The organism is Microvirga sp. M2 (assembly GCF_047497095.1).
Lineage (GTDB): Bacteria > Pseudomonadota > Alphaproteobacteria > Rhizobiales > Beijerinckiaceae > Microvirga.
This window is the reverse complement of record NZ_CP134063.1, coordinates 2,176,141-2,191,849: the sequence shown is the minus strand read 5'-3', so window position 1 is coordinate 2,191,849 and position 15,709 is coordinate 2,176,141. Positions and strand designations below refer to the sequence as shown.

Below are 15,709 nucleotides of genomic sequence, written 5' to 3'. Positions count from 1 at the left end.
GGTCACGCGGCCTCGCTTTCCCGGTAATCGGCGTAGCCGTTGGCCTCGAGCTCGAGCGCGAGCTCCTTGCCGCCGGTGCGCACGATGCGTCCGCCATGCATGACGTGGACGGTGTCGGGCACGATGTGGTTCAGGAGGCGCTGATAGTGCGTGATGACCAGGAACGCGCGATCCGGCGAACGGAGCGAGTTCACGCCCTCGGACACGATGCGCAGCGCATCGATGTCGAGGCCGGAATCGGTCTCGTCCAGAATGCAGAAGGACGGCTGGAGCAGCGCCATCTGCAGGATCTCCATGCGCTTCTTCTCACCGCCCGAGAAGCCGACGTTGAGGGCGCGCTTGAGCATGTCCTTGGGCATCTCGAGCTTCGCCGCTGCGGCGTTCACCTGCTTGATGAAATCGGGCGTTGTCAGCTCGTCCTGCCCGCGCGCCTTGCGCTGGGCGTTCAGGGCGGCCTTGAGGAAGGTCATGGTGCCGACGCCGGGGATCTCCAGCGGGTACTGGAACGCCAGGAAGACACCGGCCGCCGCGCGCTGGTCAGGCTCCATTTCGAGCAGGTTCTGGCCGTCGAGCAGGACCTCTCCGTCGAGGATCTCGTAGTCCTCCTTGCCGGCGATCACGTAGGAGAGCGTCGACTTGCCCGATCCGTTCGGGCCCATGATGGCGGCGACCTCGCCCTTGTTCACGGTGAGGTTGAGGCCGTTGAGAATGCGCTTGTCCTCGATCTGGACGACAAGATTCTTGATTTCGAGCATCTGAGTATTCCGTTGTTGAGGCGTGGGCGGCCGGATCGGATCCGGCCATGACGGGCCTGAGGCGTCTCGCGTCATCCCCGGGCCTGTCCCGGGCCTTCCACGTCCGATTACCGAATTAACCGACCGAGCCTTCCAGCGAGATCGAGATGAGCTTCTGGGCCTCCACGGCGAACTCCATGGGGAGATGCTGCAGGACGTCCTTCACGAAGCCGTTCACGATGAGCGCCGTCGCCTCCTCTTCCGAGAGGCCCCGCTGCTGGCAATAGAACATCTGATCCTCCGAGATCTTCGATGTCGTCGCCTCGTGCTCGAACACGGCGGTGGCGTTCTTCGATTCGATGTAGGGCACCGTATGGGCGCCGCACTCGTTGCCGATCAGCAGCGAGTCGCAATTCGTGAAGTTGCGTGCGCCGGTCGCCCTGCGGTGAGCCGAAACCAGGCCGCGATAGGTGTTCTCGGACCTGCCGGCCGCGATGCCCTTCGAGATGATCCGGCTCGTGGTGTTCTTGCCGAGATGGATCATCTTGGTGCCGGAATCGACCTGCTGCATGCCGTTCGACACGGCGATCGAATAGAACTCGCCGCGCGAATTGTCGCCGCGCAGGATGCAGGACGGATATTTCCAGGTGATCGCGGAACCGGTCTCGACCTGGGTCCAGGTGATGACGGAGTTGCGCCCCCGGCAATCGCCGCGCTTGGTCACGAAGTTGTAGATGCCGCCCTTGCCTTCGGCATTGCCCGGATACCAGTTCTGAACCGTCGAGTACTTGATCTCGGCGTCGTCGAGGGCGATCAGCTCGACCACGGCGGCGTGGAGCTGGTTCTCGTCCCGCTTCGGGGCCGTGCAGCCCTCGAGATAGGAGACGTAGGAGCCCTTGTCGGCGATGATGAGCGTCCGCTCGAACTGGCCCGTATCCTTCTCGTTGATGCGGAAATAGGTGGACAGCTCCATCGGGCAGCGCACGCCCGGCGGCACGTAGACGAACGAGCCGTCCGTGAAGACCGCCGAGTTCAGCGTCGCGAAGAAATTGTCCGTCACCGGCACGACCGAGCCGAGATATTGCCGCACGAGGTCGGGGTATTCGCGGATCGCCTCGGAGATCGGCATGAAGATCACGCCGGCCTTCTTCAGCTCTTCCTTGAAGGTCGTCGCCACCGAGACGGAATCGAACACCGCATCCACGGCCACGCGGTTCTGCGGCTCGACGCCGGCCAGGACCTCCTGCTCGCGCAGTGGGATGCCGAGCTTCTCGTAGGTCTTGAGAATCTCGGGGTCCACCTCGTCGAGGGATTTCGGCGCCGGGTTCTTCTTCGGGGCGGCGTAGTAATAGATGTCGTTGTAGTCGATCTTGTCGTACGACACGCGCGCCCAGCTCGGCTCCTTCAAGGTCAGCCAGCGCTTGTAGGCGTCGAGGCGCCACTGGAGCATCCACTCGGGCTCGCCCTTCTTGCCCGAGATGAAGCGGATCACGTCCTCGGAAAGGCCCTTGGGAGCCTTTTCCATCTCGACCTCGGTCTCGAAGCCGTACTTGTACTGCTCGACGTCAATCGATCGAACCTGATCGATCGTCTCCTGCACTGCAGGCATCTGTCTCTCCCACCTCTCACGGCTTCAAGGGCCGCGGGTTGATATGACATGGAAATCGGGCGGACCTTCTAAGCCGCGCTCGCCTTCCGCTTATATAAGGTGGCCACCACCGTTTCGCACGCCTCCGCGAAGCGGATGACGTCCTCTTTTGTGGTCGACCACCCCAAACTCACACGCAAAATGCCCTCGGCGAGGGCCGGCTCCACGCCCATGGCGTCGAGCACATGCGACCGCTTGACCTTCCCGGACGAGCAAGCCGAACCGGAAGACAGGGCAATGCCCGCCAGGTCGAAGGCGATCAATGCCGTCTCGGCCTTGAGGCCGGGTATGGCAAAGGCCAAGGTATTAGGCAACCTTTCCGCCCCGGCACCCACAACAAGAGCGTCCGGTGCGATCCGGCGCACATGGGCCTCGACCTCGTCCCGCAGCTCCCGCAGCCGCGCGGCTTCCCGCTCCAGCCCCGCCAGGGCGAGATCGGCCGCGGCGCCGAATCCCGCGTTGGCCGCCACGTTCTCGGTGCCGGCCCGGTAGTTCTTCTCCTGCCCGCCGCCCCGGATCAGCCGCTCGCCGATCTCGTATTGATCGGAGGCGAGCACGAGAGCCCCCGCCCCCTTGGGGCCGCCGAGCTTGTGGGCCGAGAGCGTCAGCGCGTCGACGCCGAGGCTCGCGATCTCCACGGGAACCCGGCCCGCCGCCTGCACCGCGTCGGTGTGAACGAGCCCGCCATGCTCGTGAACCAGCCGCGCGATCTCGGACACGGGCTGGAGAACCCCGGTCTCGTTGTTGGCGAGCTGGACGGAGACCAGCAACCGCTCGCCGGGCGCTCCCTTCAGGGCGGCTTCGAGCCAGGCGAGATCGAGGATCCCATTCCCGTCGACGGGAATGGTTCCGGCGTTCCCGGTGGGGAAGCGATGGCCATTGAGAACGCAGGGGTGCTCGGCCGCGCCCATGAGGAGGCGCGTCATTCCTGCCTGGCCGAGACGGCGGAAGGACGGCGTCAGGACGAGATTCGCGGCCTCGGTGCCGCCGCTCGTGAAGATCACGTTCTTCGCCTTCGCGCCGCTAAGCCTGGCGACGGCGGCCCGCGCCGCCTCGTTCTCGGCCCGTGCGGCACGGCCTTCCGCATGAACGGACGAGGCATTGCCCGGCAGCTGCAGCACGCGCACGACCAGCTCCGCTACCTCCGGCCGCAGGGGCGAGGTCGCGTTATGATCGAGATATGTGCGCTGGCCCGTCGCCATGGCTGTCAGCCTCAAGCCTCACGAATGTCTTGCAAATGACCCTGGTTGCCGTGTTAAAGCACCGCAACCACATCTGCCCGTGTTTCCCCGACGGCTGTGCCCTCGGGAGCAATTGAAACATTGGAACAGTTTAGAAATATTCTAAGGGTTTCTTAAGGGAATCCGAGACCTTGAGTCAAGGTCGCACGGGGGTTTCCCTCTCTTCACGGAGAGGCGATCAAGAGGTTCGCGTATATGCCTGAAGTCATCTTCACAGGTCCCGCCGGTCGTATCGAGGGGCGGTATCAACCTGCCAAGGAAAAGGGCGCTCCGATCGCCATCATCCTGCATCCGCACCCGCAATTCGGCGGGACGATGAACAACCAGATCGTCTACAACCTGTACTACGACTTCGTGAAGCGCGGCTTCGCGGTCCTGCGGTTCAATTTCCGCGGCGTCGGGCGCAGCCAGGGCTCGTTCGATCACGGTCAGGGCGAATTGTCGGATGCCGCAGCGGCCCTCGACTGGGCCCAGGCCATGAACCCGGATGCCCGCGCCTGCTGGATCGCCGGCGTGTCCTTCGGCGCCTGGATCGGCATGCAGCTCCTCATGCGCCGCCCGGAGATCGAGGGCTTCATCTCGATCGCCGCCATGGCGAACCGCTACGATTTCTCGTTCCTCGCCCCCTGCCCGTCCTCCGGCCTGTTCGTGCACGGATCGGAAGACCGCGTGGCTCCGGTGAAGGACGTGGTCAGCGTCATCGAGAAGGTGAAGACCCAGAAGGGCGTGAAGCTCGAGCACGCCGTGGTCGAAGGCGCCAACCACTTCTTCGACGGCAGGGTCGACGAACTGATGGTGGCGGTCGACGAGTATCTCGACAAGCGCCTCGGCAGCACGCAAGAGGCCGAGCAGCCGGCCTGAGCCCTGCCTTTTTGCGGAGCATCACGCGAGATCGTGTGATGCTCGTCATCCTGCGAAGACCACCGATCACAGACGAGAGCCGCGATGAACGCGCCACGTTCCGACTTCCTCAAAGTCCTCACCGAGCGAGGCTTCATTCACCAGACCTCCGATTTCGAGGGGGTGGATGCCGCGGCCCTCGAGAGCCGCCTGACGACCTATGTGGGCTATGACTGCACGGGACCGTCCCTTCATGTGGGCCACCTGCTCTCGATCATGATGCTGCACTGGCTCCAGAAGACCGGGGCCGGCAAGCCGATCACGCTCATGGGCGGCGGCACCACGCGTGTCGGCGACCCTTCGGGCAAGGACGAGAGCCGCAAGCTCCTGACGGTCGAGCAGATCGAAGCCAACAAGGACAGCATCAGGACCGTCTTCTCGCGCTTCATCGACTTCGGCGGCGGCAAGGTCGACGCCATGATGGTGGACAATGCCGAGTGGCTCACCAAGCTCAACTACATCGATTTCCTGCGCGATGTGGGCCGTCATTTCTCGGTCAACCGCATGCTGTCCTTCGACAGCGTGAAGCTGCGCCTGGAGCGCGAGCACGAGCTGTCGTTCCTGGAATTCAACTACATGATCCTCCAGGCCTACGACTTCGTAGAGCTGAACAAGCGCTACGGCTGCGTCCTGCAGATGGGCGGTTCGGACCAGTGGGGCAACATCGTCAACGGCATCGATCTCGGCCGCCGCCTCGGCACGCCGCAGCTCTACGCCGTCACCTGCCCGCTCCTTACCACGGCCTCCGGCGCGAAGATGGGCAAGACCGCTTCGGGCGCGGTCTGGCTCAATGCCGACATGCTCAGCCCCTACGATTACTGGCAGTTCTGGCGCAACACCGAGGACGCGGACGTCTCCCGCTTCCTGAAGCTTTTCACGATCCTGCCCATGGACGAGATCGCCAGGCTCTCGGCCCTGCAGGGCGCCGAGATCAACGAGGCGAAGAAGGTTCTGGCCACCGAGGCCACGGCGCTCCTGCACGGGCGCGAGGCGGCGCAGCTCGCCGCCGAGACGGCGCAGAAGACCTTCGAGCAGGGCACGCTCGCGGAAAGCCTGCCCACCGTCGAGGTATTGTCCAGCGTCCTGAAGGACGGGCTCGGCGTGCTCACCGCCTTCGGGCCCGATTACGCGAAGCTCGTGCCATCGTCGAGCGAGGCCCGCCGCCAGGTCAAGAGCGGCGGCCTGAAGGTGAACGACCAGACGGTCTCGGACGAGCGCGGCAGCCTGAGCCTGTCGGATCTCACCACCGAAGGGGTGATCAAGCTCTCCTTCGGCAAGAAGAAGCACGTGCTCCTGCGGGCGGTGTAAGGGCTCGAACGGGCGATAACGCCCGTCTGTTTTCTCGTCATGGCCGCACTCGTTGCGGCCATTCACGTTTTTACGAACCACAGCGTTTAAAGACGTGGGCGCCCGGCTCAAGGCCGGGCATGACGGTGGAGGTGGTCACAACGCGCTTTTCATCATCGTTTTTCGTCATGGCCGCACTCGATGCGGCCATCCACGTCTTGGGAGCCTCGACGGTTTGAAGACGTGGATGCCCGGCTCAAGGCCGGGCATGACGGCGGCGGTCGCAAACCGCGAGAGACTCTACCGATCCACGACCGGCGGTTGCGCGTCGCTCTGCTGCGGCTCCATTCCGACGCCGAAGAGCTTGCGCAGGAATCCGGGAGCCACCGCCGAGAGCGGATTGACCGTCAGGGACGGCGCGCTCGCCTGACCGGTGGCCCGGAAATTGACCGCAAACAGGCCCTCGTACTGGCTGCCGCCGAGCAGCGGACCGAACAGCGGCACCTTGGCGAAGGCGTTGTTCAGACCATAGGCCGGGACGAAGGTGCCGGAGATATCCATCCGGTCGCGGCTGTAATCGACGAACCCGTCGAGCGTGAAGCCGATCTGATTCCCATAGATCGCCGCCTCCCTGAAATCGAGACGGCCGGACGCGCGCGTGAACTCGGCGCGGGCCCTGGTGAAGGTCACCTCGTTCACGTCCACCCGAACCATCTGGGGATTGCCCTGCTTGTCCTGTCCGGCGACCATCTGGGTCTGGGTCGGGATGATCCGGCGCAGGGCCGGCTCGTTGACCAGCGTGAAGGAGCGCAGCAGCAGAATGCCGGGCTGCTGCCCCTCGCCGGTCGTCATGTTGATGATGAGGTCGCCCCCCACCATGCGCCTGTACACGTCAGTGAACCTCAGGAGCGCCCCCGCGTCGTCGGCCTGGATGATGATGACCGAACCGTTCCGGCCCTGCGTGTCCGTGCGCGCCGCGACATTGGTCGCGCCGAGGCGGCCCTTCATTTCGAGCTGACGCAGGATCTCCTTGCGCATGGATGACTTGATGACCGCGTTGGTGATCGCCTCGTTGTTGTATCCGGTCAGGATGTTGAGGTTCAGATCGAGGTCGAAGTCCTTCGTGTCCTTCTGGCCGTTTCCGCTCCGGGACGAGGACGGCGCGCTGAGACTTTTGAGGAACGGGCGGGCATCGCCCACATTCCCGCGAACGACGACCTTGTAGGCGCCGCCGGACTGCTCGATCTGGGCCCGCATGTCGTCCCCGGGCGAGAGCTTGAAGGTGGACAGGTCCGCCTTCACGAGATCGCCGTCCTTCGACAGGGACGCCGTCCCGCGCAGCTGCACATTGCCGCTGTCGAGCTGCAGGTCGCGGATTTCGGGCTCGGGCGTCTCGCTCATGGTGAAGGCGAGCTTGCCGGGCTTGCCCGCGGGCTTGACCCAGCCCGGAATGAGCTGGTCCACCCCCGCCTTCGTCAGATCCGCCTCGATCAGCATCCCGGCCCCATCGGGGCCGCCCAGCGGCACGCCGACCTTGAAGGCGACCGGGCCCGTCAGCTGCGATCCGAACGACAGGCCGCGCTTGCTGCGCGCCGCGTCGTCGAGCACGAAGGCGACGTTCGCCAGACCGCCCTGGCGGCCCTTCTGCACGTCGACCGTCGCCGCGCCGCCGCCGATCTTGCCCTCGCCCCTGATCGAGAGATCGCCCCGGTCATAGGCGACGGTCAGGTTGCCGCCTTCGAGCTTCTCCTTGCCGAACATCTTGTCGAGCGTGAGATCGCTGACGGTGCCCGTCACCTTCAGCGGAAGATCGGCGATGGCCGGAATATTCTTGACGGGAAGCCCGACCCCGACCAGCAGCTCCGCCCTGCCCTTCATGGTGGCGGGGTCGACCTCGAAGCCGGCAATCTCCTTCACCAGCGGCTGCTGCAGCATGGCCCCGACGCCGTCCGCCGCGCCCGTGAGGCGAAAGCCGATCTGGGCCACGGCCTTGTCGTCCCAGTAATTGTCGAGCGCGAACGAGCCGTCGAGGGCGTCCAGGTCGTGATTGCCCGGCATGTCGACGCGGCCCGACGGCGCGCGCACGCTCACGGACGTGCCGGTCACGCGCCCGGCCGCGTCCATCCTGGACACCGGCGGCAGTCCCTCGGCCGCCTGGAGCGCGCCCTGCGAGATCACGAAGTCGATCCTGACGGAGCCGTCGGGAATGGGACCGCCGGACATGGATCGTTCGACATCGGCTCCCGTCATCGCGACCTTGAGCTTGAAATTCTCGAGGGTGCCGGCCTTGAGGTTCGCCACCAGGAAGCGGCGCACCGGCGGCGCGACGGCCTCGGGCCAGACCCGCAGCGCGGAGCGGATGTTGGTCTTCGAGGCCATGACGTCGAATTTCAGGCCCTTCGGGTCGGCGCTCTCGGCGAGGGCGCCGCTGATATCCGCATGGAGATCGGGGCCCCTCAGCCTGATGCTGTTGATCATGACGCCGTTGGGGCCGGACAGGTCCGCGTCCATCTCCGAGACCCGGAGCGGCGCATCGCCGGGAGCGGCGCCCGACCATACGATGTCCCGGCCGCTGAGCTTCAGGCGCCAGGGCTGATGGGCCGCCGGGGCCGAGAGCGTGCCCTGGAGCTTGACCTGCGTGTCGCCTCCCTTGAGTTCCAGGGTCGGCAGGTTGAGCGTCTTCTCGGCCTCGCTCCATTCGGCCACGATCGTGGCGCGGTCCACCGGCAGCGCGGACGTGTCCTTGTCCTCGATCCGGATGAAGCCCGCATTGCTGTCGAGGCGCGTCTTCAGCTCGGTCACGCGGCCATCCGCATAGGCCACGTCGAAGCGGCCTGTGAACTCGAGATCGGTCGCCGCCGGAAGGCTCGACATCCCGCTCAGCACCATGATGTCCTGGATCGGGGCGGAGTCGGCGACGAAGGCCGCGCGATACGCCGTCCGGCCTTCGGCCCTGACGTCGCCCCTCAGCTCCCACGGGCCCTGGGGCCCCACGACCGTGGCCGAGAAACGGCGGCCGCCGTCCTTGTCCCAGTCGAAGACGGCATCGACGCGGTCGAACCGGGCCCGCTCACGATAATCGGCATCGATGATCACGAGCTGCGCGTTGGTCAGCTGCGCCGTCCCGAGGGCGTTGAGCACGCTGCGCGGTCCGACGATCAGGTCGAACAGCGACCCGACGGCGCCCGAGACCAGGGACGGCCCGTCCGCGCTCACGGCCAGGGAGGCCGCGGCCTCCTTGGAGGGAGCGGGCTCGGGAGCGGGAGCGCCCCGCGCATGCTCCTCTTCCGTGGCCGGCACGGGCGAGAAGGTCAGCGAGCCGTCCCGGTTGACGAGCATGCGCAGCTGCAGGTCCCGGACCTGGATGGCTTTGGGCTGGAGATTGGCGGTGAGCAGCGACACGAAATCGACGCTGACGAGCGCATAGGGGGCACGGACGACGAGTTCGCCGCTGGGGCCGCGAATGTCGAGCCCGTTGGCCCGCAGGGCCGGCATGCCCTCGTGAAGCTCGATGACCGTGTTGCGCAGCGCGACGGTCCAGCCCGGACCGATCCGCGAGGCCAGGGCCTCGGCCACGCGCTCGGGCAGGCGCCCGAAGCTGAGCGGCGCCACCGACAGGCGGAGATAGAACACCCCGGCGGCGACGATCAGGAAGGCGATCAGCCCGAGCTTGGCATAGATCGTTCCACGGACCAGCCGCCTCACGAAGCTTCGTTTCGCCGGTTCTCGCCGGGACAACGGGGTACGGACCGTTCGTTTCATTCTGTGGTATGGGGCAACCCGGTTCTTGCGCCTTCGCGGCAACGAGGGAATCAATGAGGACCTTAACCGTCCCGGCAGCCTCTCGCGACCGCCTCTTTCCGTCGTGCACACAAGAGGCTTCCAACCAGGACATTCCGCCAAAAGGAAGGCGAACGATGACACTGACGCCCGGAACCCATGCCCCGGCCTTCACTCTTCCGGCGACCGGCGGGAAGGATATTTCCCTCGACGGCCTCAAGGGCCGGAAGGTCGTGCTGTATTTCTACCCGAAGGACGACACCAGCGGCTGCACCCTGGAGGCGCAGAATTTCCAGGCCCTTCGCCCGGAATTCCAGGGGACGGACACCGTCATCGTCGGCGTCTCGCCCGACAGCCTCAAGAGCCACGACAAGTTCCGGGCCAAATACGGTCTCTCGTTCCCCCTCGCGTCCGACGAGGCCAAGACGATGCTGGAGGCCTATGGCGTCTGGGTCGAGAAGAGCATGTACGGCCGCAAATACATGGGCGTCGAACGGACGACGGTTCTCATCGACCGTGAAGGCGTCGTCGCGCAGGTCTGGAACAAGGTGAAGGTGCCGGGCCACGCCGAGGAGGTGCTGGCGGCCGCGAAAGCGCTCTGACGCGCCAGGGGGCATGAAAAGGGCCGCTTCATCGAAGCGGCCCTTTTCGTCATTTCTAGTCGATGTCCTCGACCTCTTCCGTGCCGCCATAGACGCGCTGGGCGAGCGAGGCTTCCATGAAGGGGTCGAGATCGCCGTCGAGCACGTCCTGCGGGCTCTGCGACTGGGTGCCGGTGCGAAGGTCTTTCACGAGCTGGTAGGGCTGCAGCACGTAGGAGCGGATCTGGTGGCCCCAGCCGATATCGGTCTTGGCGGCCGCTTCCGCGTTCGCCTTCTCCTCGCGCTTCTTCAGCTCCAGCTCGTAGAGACGGGCGCGCAGCATGTTCCAGGCGGTCGCCCGGTTCTTGTGCTGCGAGCGCTCCTGCTGGCAGGCCACGACGATGCCGGTCGGGATATGCGTGATACGCACCGCCGAGTCGGTGGTGTTCACGTGCTGGCCGCCGGCGCCCGAGGAGCGGAACGTATCGATGCGGCAGTCCGATTCCTTGACATCGATGTCGATGCGGTCGTCCACCACCGGATAGACCCACACCGAGGCGAAGCTCGTGTGGCGGCGCGCATTCGAATCGTAAGGGGAGATGCGCACGAGCCGGTGCACGCCCGACTCGGTCTTGAGCCAGCCATAGGCGTTGTGGCCCTTGATCACGAGCGTGGCGCTCTTGATGCCCGCCTCTTCCCCGTCGGTGACTTCGAGAAGCTCGACCTTGTACTTCCGGCGCTCGGCCCAGCGGGCGTACATGCGCTGGAGCATCGAGGCCCAGTCCTGGCTCTCGGTGCCGCCGGCGCCCGAATGCACTTCGATATAGGTGTCGTTGGAATCGGCCTCTCCGGACAGCAGGGTCTCCACCTGACGGCGGGCCGCCTCCTCCTGGAGGCGGCGGATCGCATCCTCGCCCTCCCGGATCGTGCCGTCGTCGTCCTCCATCTCGCCGAGTTCGATCAGCGTGATGGCGTCATCGAGCTCCTGCTCCATGCGCCGGATGGCGGAGATCTGGTCCTCCAGGGAGGTGCGCTCGCGCATGGTCTTCTGCGCGGCTTCCGCATCGTTCCAGAGATTCGGGTCTTCGGCGAGGGCGTTCAGTTCGGCGAGGCGGCGCTGGGCGTTGTCCCAGTCAAAGATGCCTCCTCAGCAGCCCGACTGACTGCTTGGTCTCTTCTACGAGGTGTTCGATTTCGGCGCGCATTTCGTCTTGCTGTCCGTGCCTGTGAATGAAGGGGGTCTTAAGGGCGTGGCCCCGGCATGTAAAGGATCTCTTCCTCCACGCTGATGTGAGCGTCGTCACCGAAGCGCGGCGGCGCTCACATGCCTTGGGCTTGCCGGGAACAGCCCCTGATGTGGGGTGCGGGGCGGATCAGTACAATCCGCCCGGCGTCGCCCCCACGGCCCTGCGGGGCATCGCGTCCGGAGGCGCGGGCGCGTATTCCGCCTGCGGAACCTCCTCCTCAGGGGGGGAATAATATTCCGGAGGAGCCTGACCGGGCTTGAAGGCCTCCAGGAAGGTGCCGCCGCCCTCGCCTCCCGCGCGGGTGCCGGTGGAGGCGTTGACGCGGATCAGCTTGATGCCCGGAGGCACGCGGAACGGGGTCGCGGGCTTGTCCTTCAGGGCCATCTGCATGAAGTCGCGGAACACGGGGGCCGCGTACTGGCCGGCGGTGGCCGCGTTGCCGAGCGATTTCGGCGTGTCGTAGCCGATGAACACGCCCACCGCGAGGTCGGGCGAGAAGCCGACGAACCACACGTCCTTGGCGTCGTTGGTGGTGCCGGTCTTGCCCGCGAGCGGCTTGCCCACGGCCTTGACCGACTGCGCCGTGCCGCGCTGCACGACGCCCTCGAGGATCGACGTGATCTGATAGGCGGTCAGCGGATCGAGCACCTGCTCGCGGGTATCGGTGAGCTTGGGCGCGGCGCCGCCGTCCCAGCTCTGCGCATCGCAATTGTCGCACTTGCGGTCGTCGTGACGATAGATCGTGCGGCCGTTGCGGTCCTGGATCTGGTCAATCAGCGTCGGCTTGATGCGGCGGCCGCCGTTCACGAACATGGAATAGGCCGCCGTCATGCGCATCACCGTGGTCTCGCCCGCGCCGAGCGACATGGAGAGCAGCGGCAGCATGTCGTCGTAGACGCCGAAGCGGCGGGCATATTCGGTCACGACCGGCATGCCGATCTCGTTGGCGAGGCGCACCGTCATCAGGTTCTTCGAATGCTCGATGCCGTAGCGCAGGGTGCGCAGGCCCGCCGACTTGCCGTCGTAGTTCGACGGCGCCCAGGAGGCCTGCCCCGGCCCCATGTCGAGCACGAAGGGCGAATCCATGATCTGGGTCGACGGCGTATAGCCGTTGTCGAGGGCCGTCGCGTACACGATCGGCTTGAACGAGGAGCCCGGCTGGCGCATGGCCTGCGTGGCCCGGTTGAACTCGCTCTGGTCGAAGGAGAAGCCGCCGACCATCGCGTGGACGCGGCCGGTCTGGGGATCCATGGCCACGATGGCGCCGGAAATCTCGGGCACCTGGCGCAGGCGATACTGGCCCTGCTTGCCGTCGAGGGGCTCCACATAGACCACGTCGCCCACCGCCAGCGCCTTCTCGACGGCGCGGCGGGTCCATTTCACGCCGTCGGCGGTGACGAAGCCCGTTTCCCGCTCACGGGAGAGCTGGCCGGAGGCCTCCTTCTTCGGCTGCAGGCCGATGCGGGCCCGCCCGCCGGAGACTTCGAGCACGACGGCGATCCGCCAGGGCTGAACGTCGCCCATGGAGGCGACCTCGGCCAGGGCCAGGCCCCACTCGCGGCCGGTCAGGTCGAGCTTCTGCTGCGCGCCGCGCCAGCCGCGGGCCTCGTCGAAGCGCACGAGTCCGTCCACGAGCGCCTTGCGGGCCATGGCCTGCATCTTCGGGTCGAGCGTCGCCCGGATCAGGAGGCCGCCCTCGTAGAGCTTCTCCTCCCCATACCGCTCGGCGATGTCGCGGCGCACGCCTTCGGCGAAATAGCCGGACGCGATGCTGTTGGGCGAGACGACGCGCGGCGTGACGTCGAGGGGTTCCTTCCTGGCCGCCTCCGCCTGCTCCCTGGTGATGTAGCCGTTGTCGGCCATGCGGCCGATGACCCAGTTGCGGCGGTCGATGGCGGCCTGGCGCTGGCGGAACGGATGATAGTTGTTCGGGGCCTTGGGCAGGGCCGCCAGATAGGCCACCTGCGCGATGCTCAGCTCGTGGAGCGACTTGCCGAAATAGTTCAGGGCGGACGCGGCGACGCCGTAATTGCCCAGGCCGAGATAGATCTCGTTCAGGTAGAGCTCGAGAATCTTGTCCTTCGAGAAGGTCGATTCCATGCGCAGCGCGATGAGGGCCTCGCGGATCTTGCGCTCATAGCTGCGCTCGTTGCCGACGAGGAAGTTCTTGGCGACCTGCTGCGTGATGGTCGAAGCGCCCTGCTCGCGCTTGCCGCCCGACTTGAGGTTGGAGACGATCGCCCGGATGACGCCCTCCGGATCGACTCCCGGATGCTTGTAGAAATTCTTGTCCTCGGCCGAGAGGAAGGCCGACGTGACGAGTTTCGGCATGGCCTGGATGGGCACGTAGAGGCGCCGCTCGCGGGCATATTCCGCGATCAGGCTGCCGTCCGAGGCATGGACGCGCGTCATCACCGGCGGCTCGTAATCGGCGAGCTGCGCGTGATCCGGCAGGTCCTTGGAGAAGAACCAGAAGCCGTAGGCCAGCCCGACGGCGCCGATCAGGAAGAAAATCGCCCCGACGCTGAACAGGAATCCGAAAAATCGTAGGACAAAGCGCATCCGTAGGTATTCCGTTGTCGGCACCCAGCGGCACCTGATTGTGCATCTCCCGAACGCCATTTCCTTACCGGAACAGAAGCCGGGCACAGCCTGCCCGTTCTGTTAACCGAGGAATCGCGCCCCCGCTACGGGTATCGACACTCTATCTATGGTAAAACTGCGGCAGCACCCTGCCGGGCGACACGTGTTGCAAAAAAGCGATCCACGGCCACGCCCATGGCATCCACCATCTTTCCGCGCCACTCCTCCGACATGAGCAGGTCGAGATCCTGCTTGCTGGAGAGGTACCCCAATTCCACCAGGACGGAGGGCACGTCATGGGCGCGCAGCACCTGGAAACGCGCCTGCCGGTGGGGATTCTTGTTGAGGCGGGCGATCGAATCGAACTCGCCGACCAGACGGCTCGCGAAATGGTGCGAGAAGCTGCGGGTCTCGCGCAGGGTCAGCTCCTGGAGGATATCGGAAATGTCGTCCGGCATGTCGGCCGCCTCGATCCCGGCCGCCGCATCGGCCTTGTTTTCCCGGTCTGCCAGCTTGGCCGAGTCGGCGTCCGACGCCCTTTCCGCGCCGGTATAGACGGTGAGCCCCCTCACCTCCTGGCCGCCGGAGATCGAATCCGCGTGGATCGAGATGAAAAGGTCCGCCTGCACGTGGCGCGCGGCCTTGACCCGGTCCCCCAGCGAGATGAACACGTCCTTGTCGCGGGTCATGACGACCCTGTAGCGTCCGCCGCCTTCGAGCCTCTTCTGCAGCTTCTGGGCGAAGGAAAGGACGAGATCCTTCTCGAGCACCCCACCGGTGGAATTCGCCCCGGGGTCGATGCCGCCATGGCCCGCATCGACCACGATGACGGGGCGGGCGTCCTTCGCGAGCGGCGCCTGTTCCGAGCCCGCGGACTGGGCCGCCTTGGCCGCGCTGTCGGCCGCCGCGCGATGGAAATCGTCGCGCTCGATGCGGGTGAGTTCGATGGTGAGGAGGGCGGTCCCCCCGGCCGCGTGCGCGTCCACGGTCATGCCCGAGACGGTGGCCGGCTGGGCCAGGTCCATCACGACCCGCGAGCGCCCCGGAGCGAACAGACCGTAGCGGTAGGAGGAGATCAGGCCGGCCTTCTGGCGCCCCGAATCCGGAGGCAGGTGGAACGCCACCTCCGGCAGGTCGATGATGAGACGGTCGGGCCTCTCCATGAGGGAAGCCTGCGCCGTGACGGGCTTGGACAGGGCGATCTTGAACCGGGTCGTGGGCCCGTCCACTTCGACGGACACCTCGGCCGCGATGACCGGAGCCACGACCTTGCCGCCATCGGCATTCGCCCATGCGGAGCCGCCCGCCAGGCTGAGGAATATCGCCAGGAGGCCCGCGCATATCAGGCTGATGAAGGGTTTGTTTCTCATGCTGCGGCTGGAACTTTTCGCGCCCCCTTCCTATCTCATTACGTGGCCTTTGGTTAAGGAAGCTTCTCGGCGAACACCCGATAACGAGACTCTGTTGCATTAACGACACATGTCTCGGCATCTTGCCAAATGCCCCATTCGATCTGTAATGATCATGACCCCGTCCGGCATGGCCGAATCTGACGGCGGACCTGAGGAGATGGTTGTGTTGACCGGTCCTCACGGATCCCGTCACCCTCGACAGGCGCTTGGAAGGGTTCAGTGGGCGATACAGATCGCCACTTATTTGCCGATGTCCGGATTCCGTCCGGCCCATCGATTCCGAGAAAGGGCAGTCT

At 65.6% G+C, this 15,709-nt stretch carries 10 protein-coding genes; 3 read left to right on the top strand and 7 right to left on the bottom strand.

Annotated elements, in window-relative coordinates:
• Positions 1-2 precede the first annotated feature (2 nt).
• The 3 genes from sufC to RE429_RS10305 form a co-directional block, all read right to left on the bottom strand.
• Positions 3-755 carry a Fe-S cluster assembly ATPase SufC gene (gene sufC / locus RE429_RS10315; protein WP_414470695.1) on the bottom strand — a complete coding sequence of 251 codons (753 nt, stop codon included), beginning with the start codon at positions 753-755 and terminating at the stop codon, positions 3-5.
• Between the two features lie 115 nt (positions 756-870).
• Positions 871-2,343, bottom strand: coding sequence for a Fe-S cluster assembly protein SufB (gene sufB, locus RE429_RS10310; RefSeq protein WP_414470694.1), 1,473 nt, complete (start codon positions 2,341-2,343; stop codon positions 871-873).
• Positions 2,344-2,411: 68 nt separating this feature from the next.
• A complete protein-coding gene (locus RE429_RS10305; protein ID WP_414470693.1) occupies positions 2,412-3,584 on the bottom strand; it encodes a cysteine desulfurase family protein in 1,173 nt (390 codons plus the stop codon).
• A gap of 234 nt (positions 3,585-3,818) precedes the next feature.
• On the opposite strand from RE429_RS10305, the gene RE429_RS10300 reads away from it, so the two are divergent.
• Positions 3,819-4,484 (top strand): alpha/beta hydrolase, encoded by a 666-nt coding sequence (locus RE429_RS10300; protein ID WP_414470692.1) that lies wholly within the window; start codon positions 3,819-3,821, stop codon positions 4,482-4,484.
• An 84-nt stretch (positions 4,485-4,568) separates the two neighbouring features.
• Positions 4,569-5,831 (top strand): tyrosine--tRNA ligase, encoded by a 1,263-nt coding sequence (gene tyrS / locus RE429_RS10295; protein ID WP_414470691.1) that lies wholly within the window; start codon positions 4,569-4,571, stop codon positions 5,829-5,831.
• A gap of 279 nt (positions 5,832-6,110) precedes the next feature.
• Here tyrS and RE429_RS10290 read toward each other — a convergent pair whose 3' ends face one another.
• Positions 6,111-9,515: a DUF3971 domain-containing protein gene (locus tag RE429_RS10290; protein ID WP_414470690.1), complete on the bottom strand. Its 3,405-nt coding sequence runs from the start codon at positions 9,513-9,515 to the stop codon at positions 6,111-6,113.
• Positions 9,516-9,727: 212 nt separating this feature from the next.
• Between RE429_RS10290 and RE429_RS10285 the strand changes: the two genes are divergently transcribed.
• Positions 9,728-10,192, top strand: a complete 465-nt coding sequence (locus RE429_RS10285) for a peroxiredoxin (RefSeq protein WP_414470689.1) — start codon at positions 9,728-9,730, stop codon at positions 10,190-10,192.
• Positions 10,193-10,247: 55 nt separating this feature from the next.
• On the opposite strand, the gene prfB is transcribed toward RE429_RS10285, so the two are convergent.
• The 3 genes from prfB to RE429_RS10270 all read right to left on the bottom strand — a co-directional run bounded on the left by prfB (position 10,248) and on the right by RE429_RS10270 (position 15,371).
• Positions 10,248-11,376, bottom strand: a protein-coding gene (prfB, locus tag RE429_RS10280) for a peptide chain release factor 2 (protein WP_414470688.1) whose coding sequence is annotated in 2 segments (ribosomal slippage) — positions 10,248-11,306 and positions 11,308-11,376 — 1,128 coding nt in all. Because the reading frame shifts where the segments join, the coding sequence is not laid out codon by codon here.
• 168 nt (positions 11,377-11,544) lie between these two features.
• Positions 11,545-13,980, bottom strand: a complete 2,436-nt coding sequence (locus tag RE429_RS10275; RefSeq protein WP_414470687.1) for a penicillin-binding protein 1A — start codon at positions 13,978-13,980, stop codon at positions 11,545-11,547.
• A gap of 146 nt (positions 13,981-14,126) precedes the next feature.
• On the bottom strand, positions 14,127-15,371 hold the full coding sequence (locus RE429_RS10270; protein ID WP_414470686.1) for an N-acetylmuramoyl-L-alanine amidase: 1,245 nt from the start codon (positions 15,369-15,371) through the stop codon (positions 14,127-14,129).
• Positions 15,372-15,709: the final 338 nt, after the last annotated feature.